At 75.4% G+C, this 21,076-nt stretch carries 18 protein-coding genes and 1 pseudogene; 14 read left to right on the top strand and 5 right to left on the bottom strand.

Annotation, left to right across the window (positions count from 1 at the left end; genetic code table 11):
- Nucleotides 1–17 precede the first annotated feature (17 nt).
- From OG711_RS18345 to OG711_RS18370, 6 genes and pseudogenes are all read left to right on the top strand, one after another.
- Entirely contained in the window at nucleotides 18–1,370 is a 1,353-nt protein-coding gene (locus OG711_RS18345; protein WP_329563894.1) for an O-antigen ligase family protein, read from the top strand.
- Nucleotides 1,367–3,388 carry a murein biosynthesis integral membrane protein MurJ gene (locus OG711_RS18350; RefSeq protein WP_329559795.1) on the top strand — a complete coding sequence of 674 codons (2,022 nt, stop codon included), beginning with the start codon at nucleotides 1,367–1,369 and terminating at the stop codon, nucleotides 3,386–3,388. The genes OG711_RS18345 and OG711_RS18350 overlap by 4 nt, the downstream gene beginning before the upstream one ends.
- A 259-nt stretch (nucleotides 3,389–3,647) precedes the next feature.
- Nucleotides 3,648–4,316, top strand: a pseudogene (locus tag OG711_RS18355) (polysaccharide deacetylase family protein); the annotation flags it as partial.
- A 311-nt stretch (nucleotides 4,317–4,627) separates the two neighbouring features.
- A complete protein-coding gene (locus tag OG711_RS18360; protein WP_329559796.1) occupies nucleotides 4,628–5,785 on the top strand; it encodes a glycosyltransferase in 1,158 nt (385 codons plus the stop codon).
- Nucleotides 5,786–5,879: 94 nt separating this feature from the next.
- Nucleotides 5,880–6,527 carry a YveK family protein gene (locus OG711_RS18365; RefSeq protein ID WP_073783185.1) on the top strand — a complete coding sequence of 216 codons (648 nt, stop codon included), beginning with the start codon at nucleotides 5,880–5,882 and terminating at the stop codon, nucleotides 6,525–6,527.
- A complete protein-coding gene (locus OG711_RS18370) occupies nucleotides 6,524–7,888 on the top strand; it encodes a GNAT family N-acetyltransferase (RefSeq protein WP_405673716.1) in 1,365 nt (454 codons plus the stop codon). The genes OG711_RS18365 and OG711_RS18370 overlap by 4 nt, the downstream gene beginning before the upstream one ends.
- Before the next feature lie 43 nt (nucleotides 7,889–7,931).
- On the opposite strand, the gene OG711_RS18375 is transcribed toward OG711_RS18370, so the two are convergent.
- Complete coding sequence (locus OG711_RS18375; protein ID WP_329559797.1) at nucleotides 7,932–9,488, bottom strand: glycoside hydrolase family 26 protein; 1,557 nt, start codon at nucleotides 9,486–9,488, stop codon at nucleotides 7,932–7,934.
- A 152-nt stretch (nucleotides 9,489–9,640) separates the two neighbouring features.
- Between OG711_RS18375 and OG711_RS18380 the strand changes: the two genes are divergently transcribed.
- A complete protein-coding gene (locus OG711_RS18380) occupies nucleotides 9,641–10,933 on the top strand; it encodes a carboxylate--amine ligase (RefSeq protein ID WP_329559798.1) in 1,293 nt (430 codons plus the stop codon).
- Nucleotides 10,933–12,201, top strand: a complete 1,269-nt coding sequence (locus OG711_RS18385) for an NAD(P)-binding domain-containing protein (RefSeq protein ID WP_099281120.1) — start codon at nucleotides 10,933–10,935, stop codon at nucleotides 12,199–12,201. Before OG711_RS18380 ends, OG711_RS18385 begins: the two co-directional genes overlap by 1 nt.
- A gap of 121 nt (nucleotides 12,202–12,322) precedes the next feature.
- On the opposite strand, the gene OG711_RS18390 is transcribed toward OG711_RS18385, so the two are convergent.
- The 3 genes from OG711_RS18390 to OG711_RS18400 form a co-directional block, all read right to left on the bottom strand.
- Entirely contained in the window at nucleotides 12,323–13,435 is a 1,113-nt protein-coding gene (locus tag OG711_RS18390; protein ID WP_329559799.1) for a chaplin, read from the bottom strand.
- Between the two features lie 162 nt (nucleotides 13,436–13,597).
- Complete coding sequence (locus OG711_RS18395; protein WP_107499162.1) at nucleotides 13,598–13,783, bottom strand: chaplin; 186 nt, start codon at nucleotides 13,781–13,783, stop codon at nucleotides 13,598–13,600.
- Between the two features lie 473 nt (nucleotides 13,784–14,256).
- Nucleotides 14,257–14,667, bottom strand: coding sequence for a rodlin (locus OG711_RS18400; protein WP_073783173.1), 411 nt, complete (start codon nucleotides 14,665–14,667; stop codon nucleotides 14,257–14,259).
- Between the two features lie 325 nt (nucleotides 14,668–14,992).
- Here OG711_RS18400 and OG711_RS18405 point away from each other — a divergent pair, with 325 nt between their 5' ends.
- Both OG711_RS18405 and OG711_RS18410 read left to right on the top strand, forming a co-directional pair.
- Nucleotides 14,993–15,535, top strand: coding sequence for a hypothetical protein (locus OG711_RS18405; RefSeq protein ID WP_202535641.1), 543 nt, complete (start codon nucleotides 14,993–14,995; stop codon nucleotides 15,533–15,535).
- Between the two features lie 135 nt (nucleotides 15,536–15,670).
- A complete protein-coding gene (locus OG711_RS18410; RefSeq protein WP_073783171.1) occupies nucleotides 15,671–16,081 on the top strand; it encodes a rodlin in 411 nt (136 codons plus the stop codon).
- Nucleotides 16,082–16,522: 441 nt separating this feature from the next.
- Here the strand turns inward: OG711_RS18410 and OG711_RS18415 are convergent, their stop codons facing one another.
- Nucleotides 16,523–16,660: a hypothetical protein gene (locus OG711_RS18415; RefSeq protein ID WP_178390928.1), complete on the bottom strand. Its 138-nt coding sequence runs from the start codon at nucleotides 16,658–16,660 to the stop codon at nucleotides 16,523–16,525.
- Nucleotides 16,661–17,058: 398 nt separating this feature from the next.
- Between OG711_RS18415 and OG711_RS18420 the strand changes: the two genes are divergently transcribed.
- The 4 genes from OG711_RS18420 to OG711_RS18435 all read left to right on the top strand — a co-directional run bounded on the left by OG711_RS18420 (nucleotide 17,059) and on the right by OG711_RS18435 (nucleotide 21,047).
- Nucleotides 17,059–17,463 (top strand): rodlin, encoded by a 405-nt coding sequence (locus OG711_RS18420; RefSeq protein ID WP_073783169.1) that lies wholly within the window; start codon nucleotides 17,059–17,061, stop codon nucleotides 17,461–17,463.
- A gap of 172 nt (nucleotides 17,464–17,635) precedes the next feature.
- Nucleotides 17,636–18,727 carry a PucR family transcriptional regulator gene (locus OG711_RS18425; protein WP_073785297.1) on the top strand — a complete coding sequence of 364 codons (1,092 nt, stop codon included), beginning with the start codon at nucleotides 17,636–17,638 and terminating at the stop codon, nucleotides 18,725–18,727.
- Between the two features lie 44 nt (nucleotides 18,728–18,771).
- On the top strand, nucleotides 18,772–19,101 hold the full coding sequence (locus OG711_RS18430; protein WP_073783167.1) for a DUF6191 domain-containing protein: 330 nt from the start codon (nucleotides 18,772–18,774) through the stop codon (nucleotides 19,099–19,101).
- 116 nt (nucleotides 19,102–19,217) lie between these two features.
- Nucleotides 19,218–21,047 (top strand): S9 family peptidase, encoded by a 1,830-nt coding sequence (locus OG711_RS18435; RefSeq protein ID WP_329559800.1) that lies wholly within the window; start codon nucleotides 19,218–19,220, stop codon nucleotides 21,045–21,047.
- The last annotated feature ends 29 nt before the right edge of the window (nucleotides 21,048–21,076 follow it).

Below are 21,076 nucleotides of genomic sequence, written 5' to 3' on the forward strand. Positions count from 1 at the left end.
CGGGCCGGTTCGCGCCGGTGCTGCCCGTGGTCGCGCTGATGGCGCTGCTGGCGCTGCCCGTGTCCGGGGACACCGCCCGGTCCGGGGGCGGCACCCCCGCCGATGTGATGTCCGGGGTGCTGGTGCTGCTGGCCGTCGCCGGGGCGGTACGGCGCGCGGAGCGTGCGCTGAGCCGGACCGCGCTCGTGGTGCTGGGGCTGCCGGTCGTCGGGTTCGCGGTCGCGGCGACGGGCGCGGCCGACGCCGCGACCGGCCTCACCGGCCTCGGCCGCTACCTCCAGGTGTTCGTCCTGGTCCCGGCCGCGGTGCTGCTGCTGGTCCGGGACCGCGCCGATCTGCGGGTGCTGGCCTGGGCGTTCGTGGGCCTCGCGCTCGTCCAGGGCGGGATCGGGGCGCACCAGTACGCCACCGGGACCGGCGCCTCGTACATGGGCGCCGACATCCGGGCCGTCGGCACCTTCGGCCCGACCGATGTGATGGGCATGGCGACGGTCGTCTCGTACGGGGTGATCTGCGCGGTCGGCCTCGCGCTCGGCGCGGCACCGGGTACCGGGACGGGTACGGGTACGGGTACGCCCGACGGTTCGGCCACGGGGACGGCCCCGGGTACGGGTGCGGCGGTGCGGCAGCGGGTCGTGGCGCTGGTCTGCGCGCTGCTCCTGCTGGTGCCGCTCGCGCTGTCGTTCAGCCGGGGCGCGTGGATCGCGACGGCCGTGGCGTGCGCGGCGCAACTGCTGCTGGCCGGGGTGCGGCGGGCGGTGGCGGTGGGCGCGGTGCTCGCCGCCGTGCTCGTGGTGCTGGTCGGCGGGGTCGGGGTCGGCACGGCGATGCTCCAGGAACGGGTGGACTCCATCACCAAGGTCACCGACGCGCCCGACCAGTCGGTGCTCGACCGCTACACGATGTGGGCGGCGGCCGTCGGTATGTGGCGGGAGCGGCCCGTCACCGGGGTCGGGCTGAAGAACTTCCCCGCCCACCGGGACGGTCACGCCTCGCTGGCCCTGTCCTCCGGCAGCGACACGGCCGGGGCGGGTTCCGGGTTCGTCCGCCAGCCCCTGCTGTCCCCGCACAACATGTATCTGCTGGTCCTCAGCGAACAGGGGCTCCTCGGGCTGCTCGCCCTCGCCGGGGGCTGGGGCGCGCTGCTGGTGCTCGGCGTCCGGCGCCTCGCGCTCGTCCGCGGGGCCGCCGTACGGGCGCCCGGGGGGCCGTCGGCCCGGGGCGCGGACTGCGGACTGCTCGCCTGCGGGCTGCTGGTGTGGCAGCTGGTGGACTTCGCGTACGCGGACATCGGCGGCCCGTCCACGGTGCTGACCGCGGTCGCGCTGGGCGTCGTGGCGTGGTGGGCACTGGGGGCCGAAGCCCGGTGAACCAGGCATCCGACGCCCCCGGCACCACCGGTACGGCGCCCCCGTCCCGCCCCGGCGCCGCACCCGTCACCGTCCCCCCGCCCGTCACGGCCCCCGCACCCCGCACCGGCCCGCCCGTCACCCTGCCCCGGACCGAGGCACCCCGAACCGGTCCCCCCGCCCCCGCACCCCGTACCGGCCCGGACGACACCCCGCCCCGGACCGAGGCGCCCGGCACCGCGCCCGCACCCCGGCCCACAGACTCGGACCCGGACGACGCGGAACGGGGGGAGGGCGGGGGCTTCCTGGCGCGGGCGGCGCTGCTGACCGGGGTGCTCACCGCCGCGGGCGCGCTGCTCGGGCTGCTGCGGGACCAGACGCTCGCGCACCTCTTCGGCGCGGACCGGGACACCGACGCGTTCCTCGTGGCGTGGACCGTGCCCGAGTTCGCGTCCACGCTGCTCATCGAGGACGGCATGGCGCTGGTCCTCGTCCCCGCGTTCAGCGTCGCGCTGGCGCGGCGGACCCGGGGCAGATCCGGGCCCGACCCCGTACGCGCGCTGGTACGGGCGTCCCTGCCGAGGCTCGGACTGGCGCTGAGCGGGATCGCGCTGCTGCTCGTCGTCATGGCGCCCGCGCTGGTCGGCGCGCTCGCGCCGGGGCTGCCCGACCCGGAACTCGCCGTCGACTGCACCCGGTTGACCGCGACCTGTCTGCTGTCGTTCGGGCTCGCCGGGTACTGCGGCGCGGCCCTGCGCGCCCATCGCAGCTTCCTCGCGCCCGCGACCATCTACGTCGCGTACAACGTCGGCATCATCACCACGATGCTGGTCCTCGGCGGGCGCTGGGGCGTGCGCTCCGCCGCCGCCGGGGTCGCCATCGGCGGACTGCTGATGGTCCTCGCGCAGCTCCCCGCCCTGTGGGTACGGGTGCGGGGGGCGGCACGCCCGGCTCCGGCGACCGGGCCGCGGCGCCCCGAGGACGACGGGACCGGCGGCGACCGGGCGGTACGGCTCGCGGGCGACGGGACCGGGACCGGGGCGGACGACCGGGCGGTACGGCTCGCGGGTGGGGCGCTGATCGCCTCCGTGCTGCTGTTCGGGGTGTGCCGACAGTCGCAGGTGCTCATCGAACGGTTCCTCGGGTCCTCGCTGCCCGCCGGGGCCATCTCGCATCTGAACTACGCCCAGAAGGTGGCGCAGATGCCGATGGTGCTGTCGCTGATGCTGTGCACGGTGACGTTCCCGGTGGTCGCGCGGGCACTCGCCGAGGGGCACACCGAGAAGGCCAGACGCCGCGTCGAACGGGATCTGACGCTGGCCGCCGCGGTCGTGCTGCTCGGTGCCGCCGCGATCGTGGCGTGCGCGCCGCAGCTCGTCCACGTCCTCTTCCAGCGCGGGGCGTTCACCGCCGCCGACACCGCCGCCACCGCCGGGGTGATGCGGGTGTACGCGCTGGGGCTGCTCGGGCACACCCTGGTCGGCGCGCTGGTCCGCACGTACTTCTCCGCCGGGCGCCCCACCTGGTACCCGCTGGCCGCGATGTCCGCCGGGATCGCCGCGACCGCGGTCCTCGGCGCGCTGGCCGTCGGCCCGTTCGGGGTGCGCGGGATCGCCGCCGCGAACGCCACCGGCATCACCCTGGCCGCCGTACTGCTGCTGTGCGGCACCGGCCCGCGCAGCGTGCCGATCCACCGCCGCCGGGTCGCCGCCGAACTCACCAAGACCCTGGTGGCGGCGGGCTGCGCGACCGGCGCGGCGCTGCTGTGCGCCCGCTGGGCGGACGCCGCGCTGCCCGGTGTCCGGGGCGCGGCGGCGGCCGTGGCCGCCGCCGTGCTGGTGGTCGCCGTGGTGTTCCCGCTGGCGCTGTGGCCGCTGCGGGCCGACGCGCTGCCCCGGCGGCCCGCCCGCGCGTCCGGCCCGCCCGATGTGACGTCCCCGCGCTCCTGGACCGACCGAGCACGCGAGGGCGGGCGCCGCACCGCCCGGCCCCCGCGCACCCCCCGTCCCGTCACACGAAAGCGCACCGATGCCCGCTGACACCCCACGCATCCGTCCTTCCTCCGTGCCGGACCGGGAGAACCCCGCACCGGCCCCGGCCTCCTCCCGCCCCCGCACCACCCCCGTCTGCGGGGCCGCCCCGCCCGCCGCCCGGCCCTCCGCCGCGCCCCGGGGCGCCGCGTACCGCACACCCGCCGCGCCCCGCGGCGCCGCCGGACCCCGCGGCGCCGCCGGACCCCGCCCCGCGCCACCGGTACGGGCCGGCGGGTCCGGGTCCGGATCGGCCGAGTGGATCGCGATGTACCACTCCGTCGCCGACCCCACCGACGACCCGTACCGCATCACCGTCTCCCCGCAGCGGCTCGACGACCAGCTCGTCCGGCTGCTGCGCCGGGGACTGCGGGCCGTCAGCGTGCGGGACCTGGTGGCCGCGCGGGCCCGGGGCGACGCGGCCGGACTGGTCGCGCTCAGCTTCGACGACGGGTACGCCGACTTCGTCGACCACGCGCTGCCGGTGCTGCGCCGCCGGGGCTGCGGGGCGACCCTGTTCGTCCTCGCGGGACGGCTCGGCGGCGACAACGCGTGGGACCCGCTGGGCCCCCGCAAGCCCCTCCTCACCGCCGACGGGGTACGGGAGGCCGCCGCCGCCGGGGTTGAGATCGGCTCCCACGGCCTCACCCATGTCGACCTGACCCGTGCGGGCGACGAGATGCTGCGCGCCGAGACCGCCGACAGCCGGGCCCGGCTGCGGGAGCTGACCGGCGCGGACGTGACCGGCTTCTGCTACCCGTACGGCACCGTCGACCCCCGGGCCGTCGCGGCGGTCCGGGCCGCCGGGTACCGCTACGCCTGCGCCATCGCCCCCGGCCCGCTGGCCGGCGAACTCGCCCTGCCCCGGGTGCACATCGGCCAGGAGGACACCGGGATGCGGCTGGAGCTCAAACGCAGACTCAGCCCGCTGCGCCGCCCGATGCCCCCCTACGGCCGGACCCCCCACGACCTGGCGGCACCCCCCGCCCCCGCGAACGGGAACCCGGCGGACCGCGACACCACCGGGCGGAGCGCCAACGGTCGGAGCACCACCGGGCGCGACACCACCGAGCGCGGCAGCGCCGGACGAAGCCCCGCCGACCGGGCCACGAGACCCACGGCGGCCCCGCCCGCCCCGCAGGCCCAGCAGCCCCCGACGCACCCGGCCCACCCCACGCACCCCACGCACCCGGCACCCTCCACGGACGGGCACCGCCCCGGTGGCGGTCCGGCCCGGCCGGAGTCCCCGTGAAGGCCCTGCACATCATCACCGGGCTCGGCATCGGCGGCGCCGAACAGCAGCTCAGGCTGATGATCCGGCATCTCCCCGTGCACAGCGACGTGGTGACCCTCACCAACCCGGGACCCGTCGCCGAGGCGCTCACCGCCGACGGGGTCCGGGTCGTCCACCTCGGGATGACCGGCAACCGGGATCTGCGGGCACTGCCCCGGCTGGTGTCGCTGATCCGCTCCGGCGGCTACGACCTCGTCCACACCCACCTGTACCGGGCCTGTCTGTACGGGCGGCTCGCCGCGCGGCTCGCCGGGGTCCGCGCGGTCGTCGCCACCGAACACTCCCTGGGCGAGTCCCGGATGGAGGGCCGTCCGCTCACCGCCGGGGTACGCGGGCTGTACCTCGCGGGCGAACGGCTCGGGCGCGCCACCGTCGCCGTCTCCCCGACCGTCGCCGAACGGCTGGGCCGCTGGGGCGTGCCCCGCCGCCGTATCCATGTCGTCCCCAACGGCATCGACCCCGGGGCCCTGCGCTTCGACCCCGGGGCCCGCCGGTCCGTCCGGGAGCGGTACGGGGTGCCCGCCGACGCGTATGTCGTCGGCGCGGTCGGACGGCTGGTGCCCGGCAAACGCTTCGACCAGCTCGTCGACGCGCTCTCCGAACTGCCGCCCGGGGTACGGCTGATGATCGTGGGCGGCGGTCCCGAACTGCCCGCGCTGCGCGAGCGGGCCCGGCGCGCCGGGGTCATGGACCGGGTGGTCCTCACCGGCGAGACCCGCCCCGTGCTCCCCCGCCCGGCCGGCCCCGGCGGTCCGCCCGTCGCCCCGGCCGCCCCCGGGCCCCCCGCCCTGTCCGCGCTGCTGTCCGCGATGGACGTCCTCGCCTCCCCCTCCCCGCAGGAGGCGTTCGGGCTCGCGGCCGTCGAGGCGCTGGCCGCCGGACTGCCCGTGCGCTATGTGGACTGCCCGGCCCTGGAGGACCTGCCGCCCGGCGCGGCCGGTGACGCCGAGCGGGTCGCCCCCGGCCCGGCGGCCTTCGCCGACGCCGTACGGCGGCTGCGGGACGCGGGGCCCCGGGAGCGGACCGTCCCGGACGCCGTCCACCACTACGGCATCGCCCGCAGCGCCGAACAGCTCACCCGGGTCTACGCGTCCGTCCTCGACCGCCCGTGAGACCGGCGCCGTCCCGGCCGCGCCACGCCGTGTCCCGGGGCGGACGCGCCCCGCGTCCCGTACCCACCGAAGTCCGAACCTGGAGTGACATCCCATGACCGACAACCCCGGCTCCCTGGGCCGCCCGAAGGCCCGTACGCGGTGGCTGCCCCTGTGGACCGCGCTGCCCCTGTGCGCGCTGGCCGGAGCGCTGGCCGGCGGCGCGTACGGGAAGCTGAAGGCGCCCGAGTACACGGCGACCAGCTATGTCGTCGCCGTCCCGACCGAGAAGGCCGACCCCGCGACCGCGCTCGGCTTCGCGCAGGCGTACGGGCGGGTGGCGACCCAGCTCGCGGTCCTCGGGAACGCCCAGGTCCAGGCGGGTGTACCGGTCGCCGAGCTGCGCCGCAGCGTACGGGCGGCCACCTCGCCGGACGCCCCGATGGTCGCGGTCTCCGCGACCTCGCACCGCGCGGCGCGGGCCGCGTCCATCGCCAACGCCGTGTCCCGGGCGCTGACCATCGACGCCAACCGGACCCAGGACAACACCCATGTCCAGCTCCTCCAGTTCTCCCGGGCGACCACTCCCGCCGCGCCCAGCTCCGCGTCCCCGAGGCTGACCACGCTGGTCGGGGCGAGCGCGGGCGGTCTGCTCGGCGGGCTCGGTCTGCTGGCCCGCCCGCGCCGCCGGGTACCGGCCGCCGCCGACGGGGCGCCCGTGTCCGTGCCCGGTCCGGCCCCGGCGGCGGACCTGAAGCGGTGACGGCCCCGCGACCGGCCGGGGCCACGGCCCCCGCGCCGCTGCCCCCCGCCGCGCCCGTGGCCGCGCCCCGGCCCGCGCTGTCGGCGGAGGTGTGCCGGGACCCGGACGCCTTCGCCGCGCTGGCCCCCGCGTGGCAGCGGCTGTTCGCGCGCTGCTCGGCGGCGACCCCGTTCCAGCACCACGCGTGGCTCGACTCCTGGTGGCGCTCGTACGGGCGGCGGGGGCGGCTGCGGGTGGTGCTGGTGCGCTCGGGCGCGGACCTGGTGGCGGCGGCCCCGCTGGCCCTGGTCCGGCGGCCGGTGCCCGCCCTGGTGCCGCTCGGCGGTTCCCTCGCCGACTACACGGACGTGCTGCTGGACGACGCCGTCCCGGGCGCCGCCGACGCGCTCGCGGCGGGCCTCGCGGACGCCGCCCGGGGGGCCCTGGTCGATCTGCGCGAGGTCCGTCCCGGTGCCGCCGCCGAGCGGGTGTACGCGGTCTGGCCGGGCCCCAAGCGGCTGATCCATGACTCGGTGTGCCTGGAACTCCCGGCCGCGCCGCTCACGGAACTGATCGACCGGCTGCCCCGCCCCCGCGCCCAGCGGGCCCGCGCCAAGCTCCGCAAGCTCGACGCCCTCGGGGTGCGCCAGCGGGTGGTGGACGCCGACGAGGCGGGGGCCGCGCTCGGGAACCTCCTCGAACTGCACCGTCTCCAGTGGCAGGGACGCAAGGTGACGGCGGAGCACCTGCGGCCGAGGTTCCGGGAGCATCTGGCGCGGGCGGTCGTCCCGATGATCCGCTCGGGCCACGCCGCGGTCACCGAGTTCACCCTGGACGGCACGGTGGTCGCCGTCGACCTGACCCTGCTGGCACCCGGGATCACCGGCGGCTACCTCGCCGGGGCCCATCCGGGGCTGCGCTCCCGCAAGGCCGATGTGGCGACGATGCTGCTGCGCTCCGACACCGAGAAGTGCGCGGCGGCGCCCGACGGGGGCGTGGGCCGGGGCGGGGTGCTGAGCATGCTGCGCGGCGACGAACCGTACAAGCACCACTGGCGCCCCGAGACCGTCGTCAACCAGCGGCTGCTGCTGGCCCGCCGCCCGACCGCGCCGCTGCTGGCCGTACCCCTCGCGGACACCTGGGCCCGGGAGCGGCTGCGCCGCGCGCGGCGCGTCCTGCGGGAGCGGGCGGCGGGCGGACCGCCCGGCACGAACGGCGGCTCCGGACCGGCCCGCGACACCGGCACCCGGCACACCGGGACGGGGTACACCGCGACGGGACACACCGCGGCAGCCCAGGACGGGGCGGGGCAGGGGCAGGGGCAGGGGCAGGACGGGGTACGGGAAGCGGGTGGCACGCCGGACGGCGGTGGCGGGCCTTGAGAGGTCCGCCACCGCCGTCCGGTGGGTGCGCCGGGCGCCCGCGCTACGCGCCGCGCGAGGGCCCGGCCGGGGCGCCGGACAGCGCGCCCTGCGTGTCCGGACCGGAACCGGCCCGGTCGGCCCACTCACTCCAGTCGCTCCACTCGCTCCACTCGCTCCACTCGCTCCAGTCGGTCCACTCACCGGGGTCGGCCCAGTCCGGCCACTCGGGCTCCTCACCCGGGTACGCCGGCGGCTCCGGGACGCCCGGGACGCAGACCTCCTCGGTGAGCCACTGCCCGATCCACGGACCGAGGTCCAGCGGCGTGCAGTCGGACGGCTCCGTCGGCTCGGTCGGCTCGGTCGGTTCCGTGGGCTCGGTGGGCTCGGTGGGCTCAGTGGGTTCCGTCGGCTCGGTCGGCTCCGTCGGTTCGGTCGGCTCCGTGGGGGACGCCGTACCGGACAGGAGTTCGCGGTACACGGCAGCCGAGCGCGGGTTGTCGTCGCACTGCCACACACCGTGCGGGCAGTAGTCGGTGATCGTGTGGTAAACCGGCCGCTGACGGTCGATCCACCCGATCATGCGCCGCATGTATTCCGCGTTGTCGCCGTTGCGGAACAGCCCCCACTCGGGAAAGGAAATATCCTTGCCGTGGGCTTTCGCGAAGTCCACATGATGCTGAAGCCCGTACGGCTCACTCACCTGTTCGTCGAAGGTGATGCCCCGCGGCTGGTCGTACGAGTCCATTCCGATGATGTCGACGGTGTCGTCACCCGGATAGCACTCCGTCCAGGCGATGGCGTCCTTCCCGCGACTCGGCGTGAAATCGAAACGGAACTTCTGACCCGGCACCGAGCGCATGGTGGTGACGACCCTGTTCCAGTACTGCTTCCACGACGCCGGGTCCGGCGCACAGCGATGCCCGTACGTCGTCCCGTTCATCTCCCAGCCGAGGACCACCACGGTGTCCTGGAGCCGGAGACCGACCAGCCGCTCCCCCAGCTCCCTGAAGTGCCGGTCGAACGCGCCCGCCGCGCCCCTGCGCAGATCGGCGCGGACCTGGGAGTCCCGGATGCCCTGCTCGTTGCGGTCCGACATCGGGACGTTGAGGACGAACATCCGGTCGCGCTGGGCGTTGCGCCAGCCCGCCCAGTTGGCCAGGAAGTCGACCTGGCCCTCGATACCGGCCCAGGAGTCGCCGGGCAGATAGGTGTGACCGACCTTCAGGTCCGCGCCCCCCAGCCACTCGCTGAGCTCCGCCATCCGCTCCACCCCGCGCGGCCCGTAGTCCAGATAGGCCCCGAAGGGGGGCCGCCCGGACGCGGTGGACGCGGGCGCCGACGGCGGCGCGGCGGGGTCGGCGGACCCCGGGCCGGGCGGCGCGGGATCGGGTGCCGTCGGGTCGGCCGCGGTCGGATCGGTCACCCCGGGGTCCGTGGTCCCCGGGTCCGCCGGACCCGGGTCGGCGGGCCCCGCCGCCGGGGCGGAGGGTTCCGGGGCCCGGACCGCGCCGGTCCCGGCCGCGTACGCCGTACCTGACACGAGGGTGGCCGAGACGACGGCTCCCGCCGCGAGGGAGAGAAGTCGTCGGTGGACTATCCGGCGTTGCTGATGAGCCATTCCGCTGCTCCTGGGGACGTATTCCGTTTCCGTACTCCCGACCCTGTCTGTTGACACCGAGTCATAAGTATTCCTATTGCGCCGAACGGGATTTCAATCCGGCACGGGCGCCCATCCGCCCACTTGGGCGAGTGAATCTGGAGGAAATCACCGTGTCGATACTGGACCCGAGCGTTCCCGCCGTACTCCTCCGGATCGACCGCAACCCCTTCCACCACGGCACGCTCGGCGCGGTGCGGTCCCTCGGACGCGGCGGGGTGGAGGTGCACGTCGTCGCGGAATCCGCGGCGAGCCCGGTGCCGCGCTCCCGCTATCTGTGCCGGATGCACCCCCCGCCCCCGCCCGGGGCGAACCTGTCCGCGGTCGCCGCCGTGCTGCGGCGGGTCGCCGCCCGGGTCGCCCGCCCGGCCGTCCTCGTCCCCATGGACGACGCGGGCGCCATCGCGGTGAGCCGTCTCTACCGGGACCTGACCGAGCTGTACCTGCTGCCCAGCCAGCCCGGCGCGCTGCCCGAGCGGGTCGCCGACAAGGGCGAACTGGCGGAGGTGTGCCGCGCCCTCGACATCCCCCATCCGGTGACCCTGGTCCCCGAGAGCCCCGCGCAGGCCGCCGCCGCGGTGTGGCAGCTCGGGGCGCCGGTGGTCGCCAAATGGAGCCGCCCCTGGCTGGTGCCCACCGGCACCGGACTGCGCTCCACCGTCCTGGTGCGCTCCGCCGCCGAGGCGGAGGCCCTGTACCGCCGCACGGCCGAGGCGGGCAGTCCGCTGCTCCTCCAGGCGTACCTCGCGCCCGGCCCGCGCCGCGACTGGTTCTTCCACGGGTACGCCGACCGCACCGGGGCCGTGCTCGGCGGCGGCTCCGGCTGGAAGCAGCGCGCGTGGCCGCCGGGCGCGGGACTCACCGCCGTCGGCCGCTGGGTGCCCAACCCCCGGCTGCACGCCACCGCCCAGTCGCTGGTCCGGGTGCTCGGCTACCGGGGGGTCCTCGACCTCGACTTCCGGCTGGACCCGGCCACCGACACGTACCACCTCCTCGACTTCAACCCCCGGCCCGGCGCCCAGTTCCGGCTCTTCACGGACGGCCAGGGCCTCGACGTGGTGCGCGCCCTGCATCTGGACCTGACCCACCGTCCGCTGCCCGGCCCGGCCCCGCTGCCGGGCCGCCGCTATGTCGTCGAGAACTACGCGCCGCTCACCGCCCTGGCCGCCCTGACCCGGGGAGACGGCGCCGAACTCGCCTGGTACGCCGCCGACGACCCGGTGCCGGGCCGGGTCATGGCCCGGCTGTGGACCCGGCACGCGGTCCGCCGCCTCACCGCACGCCTACGCGACCGGCTGACCCCCCTCCGCACCGCGCACCGCCCCGCCCGGGGCCCCGACCCGTGCGCCGCCCACCCCGCCGACCTGCGCGGCAACCCTCATGACACGAAAGCGAGCAGCTGCTGATGTACGACCTGTTGGTGGTGGGAGCGGGCCCCTACGGCCTGTCGATCGCGGCACACGCGGCGGCGGCCGGGCTGGACGTCCGGGTCTTCGGCCGCCCGATGGCCGCGTGGCGCGACCATATGCCCGAGGGGATGTTCCTCAAGTCCGAGCCCTGGGCCTCGCACCTCTCCGACCCCGGGCGCCGCTACGGTCTCGACGCGTACGGCGCCGAGCGCGGCGTACCGACCGAGCACGCCGTACCGCTGCCGGTACGGACGTTCGCCGAGTACGGGCTGTGGTTCGCGCAGCGCGCGGTGCCCCGGGTGGACGAGCGGATGATCCGTACCGTCGACACCTGCACGGGCGGCTTCCGCGCGCTCACGGAGGACGGCGAGCCCTTCCACGCCCGGTCCGTGGCCCTGGCCGTCGGCGTGCTGCCGTTCGTCGACGTCCCCGGCCCGCTGCGCGGCCTCGGCCCCGAGTACGTCACCCACAGCAGCCACCACGGCGACCTGACCCGGTTCCGGGACGCGGATGTCACGGTGATCGGCGCGGGCCAGGCCGCCCTGGAGACGGCGGCGCTGCTCGCCGAGCAGGGCACCCGGGTCCGCGTCCTGGCCCGCTCCCACACCCTCAACTGGAACGGTCTGCCGCCCGCCTGGCGGCGCCCCTGGTGGGACTCCGTCCGCGCCCCGCACAGCGGGCTCGGCTGCGGCTGGCGCAACTGGTGCTACGCGGAGCTGCCCGGCGCGTTCCGCCGTCTGCCCGAGAGCGGCCGGACCCGGATCGCGGCGACCGCGCTCGGTCCCGCCGGGGCGTGGTGGCTGCGCGACCGGTTCGAGCCGTCCGTCGAGGTCCTCCCCGGGCACGAGGCGGTGCGCGCGGGCGTCCGGGACGGACGGGTGCGGCTGGAGGTGCGGGGACCGGCCGGGGCGCCGGTGCCGCTGCTCACCGACCATGTGATCGCCGCGACGGGGTTCCGGGCCGGCCGGGACCGGCTGCGGATGCTCTCCCCCGATCTGCGGGCGTCCCTGATGCCGCTCGCGGACGGTTCGCCGGACGTGGGACGGGACTTCGAGTCGTCCTGGCCGGGGCTGTTCCTGGCGGGGCTGGTCACGGCCTCGGGGTTCGGTCCCGCGATGCGGTTCGTGCACGGCGCGTCGTACACCGCGGGCCGTCTCGTACGGGGTGTCCGGCGCCATGTCCGCCACCAGTCCCGCACCCCCGTCCGCCCCCCGCGGCTGCCGTCCCCCGCGTCCCCCGCCCCCGACCGGGCCCGCACCCCCTGATCCCCGGGGGGGCGCGGGCGACCGCGCCCCCGGCGGCCCGGCCGTACCGGGGCACGCCGAGGGCCCCGACCGGAACGGCCGGGGCCCTGGGGCACAGCGGTGCGGGGCGAGTGGTGCCGTGTCAGCGGCGGGCGGCGAGCGTCGCGCGGCGGTACAGCACCCCGCCGCCGACGAGCAGCGCGAGCGAGGCCGCCGCCGCGCCCATGGTCCCGGCGCCCGCGCCGGTGTCGGCGAGGACGGCCCTGCCGGGCGTCGTCTGCACCGCGTGCGCCGGGGGGACCTGTCCGGGCACCCGGACGGCCGGCCGCTCGGGCGAGGGCCGCGGCGGCACCACCCGGGTGTGCTCACGCGGCGGGACGGTGACCCGGGGCGGCGTCACCACGGGCGGCGTCACCGGGGTCACCGGCGTCACGGGCCGTACGGGCTTCGCCGAGTTGCCGCAGAACGTGCCGAACGCGGGGTTCAGCAGCGCGATCACGTTCACCGTGTTGCCGCAGAGGTTGACGGGGACGCTGAGGGGCACCTGGCCCAGGTTCCCGGCGAGCACCCCGGGTGAGCCCACCGCCGCGCCGCGGGCGGCGCTGCCGCCGCCGAGCGTGTCCTGGCCGGGCTTCGCGTGCTTGCCGGAGCGCCCGGTGGCGCCCCGTCCCTGGGTGACCGGCTCAAGGGGCCGTGCGGGCGCCGCGTGCCGGCCGGAGGCCGTCCGCTTCGCGGGTCCACCGGCCTTGGCGGCCGGGGCCTGGTGTCCGGAGGAGGCGGGCGCCGCGTGCTTCGCCGGGCCGCCGGGCCGCGCGGGGGCGTCCTTCTTCGCGGAGGTGCTGGACATCGCGGTCGTACCTGTCCTGGCCGTGTCCGTCTTCGCGGGGGCGCCGGGGCGCGCGGAGCCGCCGGGGGCCGCGTGCTTGGCGGGCGCCGGGGCCGCGTACGGGTCGTGGGGGGAACCGGGCCGGTGGCTCACGGCGCCGGGGTGGGGGCCACCGCGGGAGGCGCCGCCGGTCTCGTTGACCGCGGTGTTCCCGAAGGTGGGGTTCAGCGCGGAGACGCCGTTCACGCTGTTGCCGCTCACGTTCACCGGCACCGTGATGGGGGCGGAGACGGTGTTCCCGGAGAGCACACCGGGCGAGCCGACCGCCGCGGCGTCCGCGTCCGCGGCGAACGCGTGACCTCCTGGCAGGGACAGGATGCTCGTCGCGGCCGCGGCCGTGAGCATGCCCTTGCTGAGGGCCTGTCGCATGGAGGGGTCTCCTGTTCGCTGTGGACGGTGGGGGTTCGCCGTGCGGGGGTGGGGGGGAAAGCGTGCGCGGGAGGCGCGGGGCGTCGGCCCCGGGACCGTCGGGGGACGGTTCCGGGAGCCGACGGTGACGCGGCCGTGGAGGCGGCCCGATGCGTCGGAGCGTCAGCTGTTGACGCAGACGTTGCCGAAGCTGGGGTTCAGCAGCGCGATGATGTTGATGCTGTTGCCACAGACGTTGACCGGGATGTGGATCGGGACCTGGACCACATTGCCGGACAGGACGCCCGGCGAACCGATGGCGGCACCTGTGGCGCCCGCGTCGGCGACCGCCGGGGCGGCGATACCCATGGCCAGGATCACTCCGGCGGCAGCGGCCGCCGTCTTCTTGAGCTTCACGAGATTTTCCCTCTCTCTGCGGTCAGGTCTGGGATGTCGGCGGAACCGAGCGGGTCCATATCGATGACCCGCACCATGACCGGCTGATTGACAAACGACCACGGGCGGACGAGGAAACCCGCGATCCGTGGGCTTTTTCGGTATTCACCCGAACAACCTGAAAGACACGGACCACTCGGTCCGCCGAAGGCATCCGGACAGCACGGGAAACACCGGAAGCGGCGAACGGAACACCATCCGGCGGAAAGGGATCAGCCCGAGCAGGAGGAACGGGAGGAGCGGGGAGAACGGGGCACCGGACGGAATCCGTCCGGGAACGCCCGGGGCTCTCCCGGACGGGCCGTACGGCTGCCGCGTCCGTGCGACGTGTCGCACGGACGGAGCGGAGCCGTACGGCCCGGGTCCGGCCTGGGGCCGGGGTGACGTCAGTTGTTGCCGACGCCGTTGCCCGAGAGGACCGGGATGTCGTCGAGGATGTGCGACAGCGGCTCGTCGCCCTTGACCTGCGACGAGTTCTCCGTGCACTGCTGGTTCTGCGGGGAGGACAGGACGTTGACGTCCTGCACCGTGATCGGGATGAGCCCGATCAGGGAGCCGACGTTCGCCTTCAGGGGGACGCCGAGGCACGGCTTGTTCAGCGTGCCCTGGACGAGCGAGAACTGCGGGCTCAGATCGCCGTGCGTCTTGGAGTTGCCGTACGCCTGGGTGGAACCGTTGCCGTTGACGGTGGTGACGCCACCGTCGTTGCCGATAGCCATCGCGGGAGCGGCGGCGGCAGCGGCGACGCCCACCACGGAGGCGGCGACGCCGGCGGCGGCCATGACCTTCTTGAGCATTTCCGGTGTTCCTTTTCTGAACAAGTTACTGATGCTTGCTGGACAACTCCCCTGAGCCGGTTTGGTTTCGGGTCTTCACCCGGTCGGCTCGCCCAACCCGTGCGGCGCAACGGATCGGGCTTCCGGGGCCGGTGCGGCAGGTTGACGACGGAATGCGGGGATCAGCGCGTCATCTCCTCCGGTCGATGGGCGTCTGATTATCCTTTCGGCCGGTTCTGTTCGGGGCGCCGTACCTGTCGAAGCCCGGCGGAACCGTCGGAATTCCGCCCGTGCACCCGGGGGGAAATCCGTTCCGCACCGGCGCTGAAAGGATTCTGTGAAGCGCGTGATCACCAAGAACGGCAAGTCCGGCGGCAGCGGCGAACGGCGGACCCCCCGGGCCCGCGGCGACCACGGGGAGGACCCGGCGGCCACCGCGCGTACCGAGCGACCGGCGCGCCGTCAGCGCGCCACGCGCGCCGCGCGGACCGAGCGCGTGTGGTCCGAGCGCGAGCTGCGGCTCGTGGACCGGCTCGCGACCGTCCACGGGGAACTGGACGAGCTGCACAAGGAACGGGCCGCGCTCATCGCGTACGTGTCACGGCTGCACGCCGGGTGCGTCAGCGCCCCCGATCCGGCGGGCCGCCGGACCGTCCATGTCGACACCGCCGTGGGGCGGCTGTCCTGGCGGATCGCCGCCGACGACGCGGAGCTGGTGTCGGACCCCGAGTCCGGTGCGGGCGGGCGGACGGCCGGGACCGCGGGGCCCCGGCGGGACACGGTGACACGGCTGGCGTTTCTTCATCTGCACCGGCGCCCCAACCGGCCCGCGAGGCTCGACAGGGGCGCGACCACCGCCACGGGCGCCCCCGTCATCGATTCTGCTTAGCCCATCGGAGTGAACGGCAGCAACCAAGACCTGCGGGGGTAGTTGGGCAGAACGCTCCGGGACGGGCAGAGCGCCACAGGACCGGCGATGGAAGAGCACCCCGCAGAACCACGTGAAGCACGAAAGGAACACCTCGTGATCAAGAAGGTCATGGCCGCCGCTGCCATCTCCGCCTCCGTCATCGGAGCCTCCGCTGCCGCCGCCGCCCCCGCGATGGCGATCGGCAACGACGGTGGCGTCACCACCGTCAACGGCAACGGCGCCGCCCAGGCATACGGCAACTCCGCCACCCACGGCGACATGAGCCCGCAGTTCGCGCTCGTCCAGGGCTCCCTGAACAAGCCCTGTGTCGGCCTGCCGGCCAAGGTCAACGCGGGCTCCCTGATCGGCCTCATCCCGATCACCGTGCAGGACATCAACGTCCTGTCCTCCCCGCAGAACCAGCAGTGCACGGAGAACTCCTCGCAGGTCAAGGGCGACGAGCCGCTGTCGCACCTGCTCAACAACATCCCCGTGCTCTCGGGCAACGGCGCCGGCAACAGCTGATCACCGCACGACCCCTCGGCGCCCCGGCCGGGCGCCGTCACGAACGGGCCGCCGTGGCTTCACGGCGGCCCGTTCCGTGTCACCGCGCCCCGTGACGCCACGACCGCCGGGCACCACTGCCGGGCACTGCCGGTGAACCCACTGCCGGACACCACTTCCGGACACCACCGGCAGACCCGCCGGTGGACCCCCGCACCGCCACGGCACCGCGCCACCGCGATCCGCACCACCGCGGTCCGCACCACCGCGGTCCGCCCCCCGCGCGTACCCGCCGACCGCGCCGCGCCCCAGGGAACGCGCCTGCGCCGGGCGGGGCAGCCGTATGCCCCGGAGGCGCCCGGGGCCCGTCCACCGGTCCCCCGTACCGCGCCACCACCACCACCACCGCCACCGCCACCACCGCCACCACCGCCGCCACCAGCGCCCGTGCGCGGTTCGCGCTCACCGGGGCCAGATCTCCCGCCGCACCACCGACTCCCACTCCGGGTCGGGAAAACCCGGCACCGTACGGCCCTCCCGGCGCCAGGCCTCCGCGAGGCCCGTGTAGAGCGGTTCGGAACCACCAGGGGCCCGCGACATCCCGTACCTCGGGCCGCCCACCGGCCCGACCGGCCGGACCGGCGCCGCCCCGGGTGCCGCCCGCCCGCCCGGCAGCCGCCCCGGTGGCACCCGGCCCGACGGAGGGTGCGCCTGGGGACCACGGCCCGTCGGGAGGTTCCCCGAAGGGGTGTCCCCCCGGCCGATGCGCTCGGGGGCCCGCCGGCTCACCGGGATGATCCCCTGCCTTTTCCAGCCACCTGATGTGTCGCCCATGTCCGGTGCAACGCGTGGATGGGCGTCCCTGACATGGGCTGCGCCCCCACTGCGCCCGAGCGCTGCGCCAATCGGGTCATCACCCGCAACCCCCGGGTCGAACACGCAGTTGATCATCCTGCTGGCTCCGTCCCCAGGAGTCCGCTTGCGAAAGGGAAGAAACCATGAAGAAGCTGTGGGCAGCCGCGGCTGTCGCCGCCTCCGTCGCCGGAGTTTCGGCTGCCGCCGCCCCCGCCATGGCGATCGGCGACGACGCCGGCGTCACCACCGTGAACGGCAACGGCGCCGCTCAGGCGTACGGCAACTCCGCGACGCACGGGGACATGAGCCCGCAGTTCGCGCTCATCCAGGGCTCGCTCAACAAGCCGTGTGTCGGTCTGCCGGCCAAGGTCAACGCGGGCTCCCTGATCGGGCTCATCCCGATCACGGTCCAGGACGTCAACGTCCTGTCCTCCCCGCAGAACCAGCAGTGCACGGAGAACTCCTCGCAGGTCAAGGGCGACGAGCCGCTGTCGCACATCCTCGACGACATCCCGATCCTCTCGGGCAACGGCGCCGGCAACAGCTGATCGCCGTCTGATCGCCGCCCGAAGGGGCCGACCGTCGTGCCGGTCGGCCCCTTCGCGCTGCCCGGCCACTTTCGTGCCAGGTGCACCGGTACGTGAGAATCGCGTATCGGTTCATCAGGAACGGGGGAGGCCGATGACGGACACGACGCACGCCACGGGCGGCACCGGGGCCATGGGCGCCCCGGGCGGGGACATCCCCGCCGCGGTGCTCGGCCTCGACGGATACATCCGCGCGCTGAACGACGTGGCCACGACCGGCCGGCGGCTGACCCGGGACGAACTCCAGGAACGGCGCGCGCTCGGGGAACAGGCCGCGGAGGCGGGCTTCCGCCTCCGGCCGCTGATCGCCGCGCATCTCGCCGTCACCCGCGAGCGGTGGCCCCTGCCCCGCGCCGGGGCGCCGACCGGTTCCCTGGACCGCGTCCTCGCCGCCGTCGAGCAGGCCGTGGACGCGGTCGCCGAGGGCTTCGAGCGCGCGCAGCGGGTCGCCGTACGGCAGGAGGAGGCCGCCCGGCGCGAGTTCATCGACGACCTGCTGTACGGACGCAGCGACGTGGGCCGGCTCGCGGCCCGGGCGGAACGTTTCGGCCTGCGGTTCTCCTCCGCGCACGCCGTCGCCGTCGCGGCGGGCCCCACCGGGTACGCCGAGGGGGACGCCGTACCCCGGCAGGTCGAGCAGGCGCTGATCGCCCGTTTCGGGGACCGCGGCACCCTGCTCACCACCAAGGACGGACTGCTGGTGTGCGTCGCGCCCGGCGACCAGCACGACGTCCTCACCTACTTCGCGAAGCAGGCGTACGCCGCGACCGGGGGCTCCCGGGTCGCGGTGGGGCGTCCCCAGCCGGGCGTCGGCGGGGTCGTCCACTCCTACGAGGAGGCGTTGAACGCCCTCGACCTCGGGGAACGGCTCGGCCTTGAGGGACCGGTGCTGCGCGCGGCGGACCTGCTGGTGTTCCCGGTGCTGACCCGGGACCGGCAGGCGATGGCGGAGCTGGTGCACCACACCCTGGGCCCGCTGGAGCAGGCGCGGGGCGGGGCACAACCCCTGCTGCGGACCCTGACCGTGTACTTCGACTCGGGCTGCGTCACCGCGGAGGCGGCCCGCCGGCTGTCGCTGAGCGTCCGCGCGCTGACGTACCGGCTGGCCCGGGTCCACCGGCTGACCGGCGCCGATCCGGCCGACCCGGTGCAGCGCTACACCCTCCAGACGGCGGTGATCGGCGCACGGCTGCTGGACTGGCCCGCCCGCCCCGCCACCCCGTGAGCGAACCCGCCCCGCCCCGAACGGAGTTCCCGCACACTGACTGTATGGAATTCGTCTTCTTCGCCACCCTGCCGGGTCTGGTCATCCTGCTGACCCTGATAGCGATCGTCGACCAGATCCTCCTGCACGCGGGCCGCGCCGGGGTGCTCCCCTGGCGCAACGGAGGCCGCGCGGGCCAGGTCTCCGCGACCGGCTTCGAACAGCTCCACGGAGCCTTCTCCCCCGGCAAACAGAACGAACTCAAGGAACGCCAGTCGGCCCTCGTCATGCGAGACGACGAGGAGGACGGCGCCCCGCCGAACCACACCCGCGTCGACCTGGACAACGGCACGGCGGTGGTCCGCCTGCCGGGCGGGGTGTCCCGGAAGGCGTAGCCCGCTCCTCCTCGCCCCCGGACCGCCGGGCGCCTTCGGGTGGTGGGTGGGGGTGGGTTGTCCACAGGGGGACGGGGGTGGGGCGGGAGGAGGGTGGGGGCGGGCAGTATGGGGGGATGAGTGAGAGTGGTGGGGTCGTGGGTGCGGGTGTTTCGATGGCCGACTGGGAGAAGCGGTTCCGGGCGGCGCGGGTGTCGTTGCCGGGGTGGGCCGACGACGCTCCGCAGCGGGCGCTGTTCGTGTCGAACGCGACCGGGACGTACGAGCTGTACGCGTGGGACCGGGACTCCGGCGCGCAGCGCAAGGTGACCGAGCGGGCGAACGGCACCACCGACGGGGCGCTGTCGCCGGACGGCGAGTGGATCTGGTGGTTCGACGACAAGGACGGGGACGAGTTCGGGATCTGGCGGCGGCAGCCGTTCGCCGGGTACCCGGGCACCCGGCCCGAGGTGGACGAGCCGGCCGTGCCGGGGCTCGACGCGTCCTATCCGGCGGGGCTCGCGATCGGCCGGGGCGGCGGGCCCGTGGTCGTGGGGCGGTCGACCGACGAGGGGGGCTCGACCATCCATGTGGTGCGCGGGGACGCGGCGCCCGTCGAGGTGTACCGGCACCGGGAGTCCGCGGGCGTCGGGGACCTCTCCCACGACGGATCGCTGATCGCCGTCGAGCACACCGAGCACGGCGACGCGATGCACTCCGCGCTGCGGGTGATCCGGCCCGACGGGACGACCGTCGCCGAGCTGGACGACACCTCGGGCGGCACCGAGGAGCTGGGCCTGGAGGTCCTCGGGTTCGCGCCCGTGGACGGGGACACCCGGCTGCTCGTCGGGCATCAGCGGCGCGGGCGCTGGGAGCCGATGGTGTGGGACGTGTCCTCGGGCGAGGAGCGCGACCTGGCGCTGGACCTGCCGGGTGACGTGTCCGCCGAGTGGTACCCGGACGGTTCCGCGCTGCTCGTCGTGCACAGCTTCGAGGCGCGCAGCGACATGTGGCGCTACGACTTCGTGTCCGGGTCGCTGGAGCGGATCGAGACGCCGCGCGGATCGGTGTCGGGGGCGACCGCGCGGCCGGACGGCAGCGTCGAGTACCTGTGGTCGTCGGCCGCCGAGCCGCCGGTGGTGCGCTCGACGTCCGGTGGGGTCGTCCTCGACCCGCCGGGCCTCGCCGCGCCCGCGTCCGTACCCGTCGAGGACGTGTGGGTGGACGGCCCCGGCGGCCGTATCCACGCGCTGGTGCAGAAGCCCGCCGGGGCCACCGGTCCGCTGCCGACCGTCTTCGACATCCACGGCGGGCCGACCTGGCACGACAGCGACGCGTTCGCGGCCGGGCCCGCCGCCTGGGTCGACCACGGGTTCGCGGTGGTCCGGGTGAACTACCGGGGGTCCACCGGATACGGCCGGGAGTGGACCGACGCGCTGAAGCGGCGGGTCGGGCTGATCGAGCTGGAGGACATCGCGGCGGTACGGGAGTGGGCCGTCACGTCCGGGCTCGCCGACCCCGACCGGCTGGTCCTCACCGGCGGCTCCTGGGGCGGCTATCTGACCCTGCTCGGGCTCGGCACCCAGCCGGACGCCTGGGCCGTCGGGATCGCGGCGGTGCCCGTCGCGGACTACGTCACCGCCTACCACGACGAGATGGAGGCGCTCAAGGCGATGGACCGCACCCTGCTGGGCGGCACCCCCGAGGAGGTGCCGGAACGGTTCGCCGCGTCGTCGCCGCTCACCTACGTCGACGCGGTCAAGGCGCCCGTGTACGTCTCCGCCGGGGTCAACGACCCGCGCTGCCCGATCCGGCAGGTGGAGAACTATGTGGACCGGCTCGCCGCCCGGGACGCCGTCCACGAGGTGTACCGCTACGACGCGGGACACGGCTCCCTCGTCGTGGACGAGCGGGTCAAGCAGGTCTCCCTGGAGCTCGCCTTCGCCCAGGGGCATCTCCCGGGGTGACCGGCCCGGCACCCGCCGGCCGACACGCC

Origin of the sequence: Streptomyces uncialis (assembly GCF_036250755.1) — a bacterium.
In the GTDB taxonomy this organism is placed as follows: Bacteria; Actinomycetota; Actinomycetes; order Streptomycetales; family Streptomycetaceae; genus Streptomyces; species Streptomyces uncialis.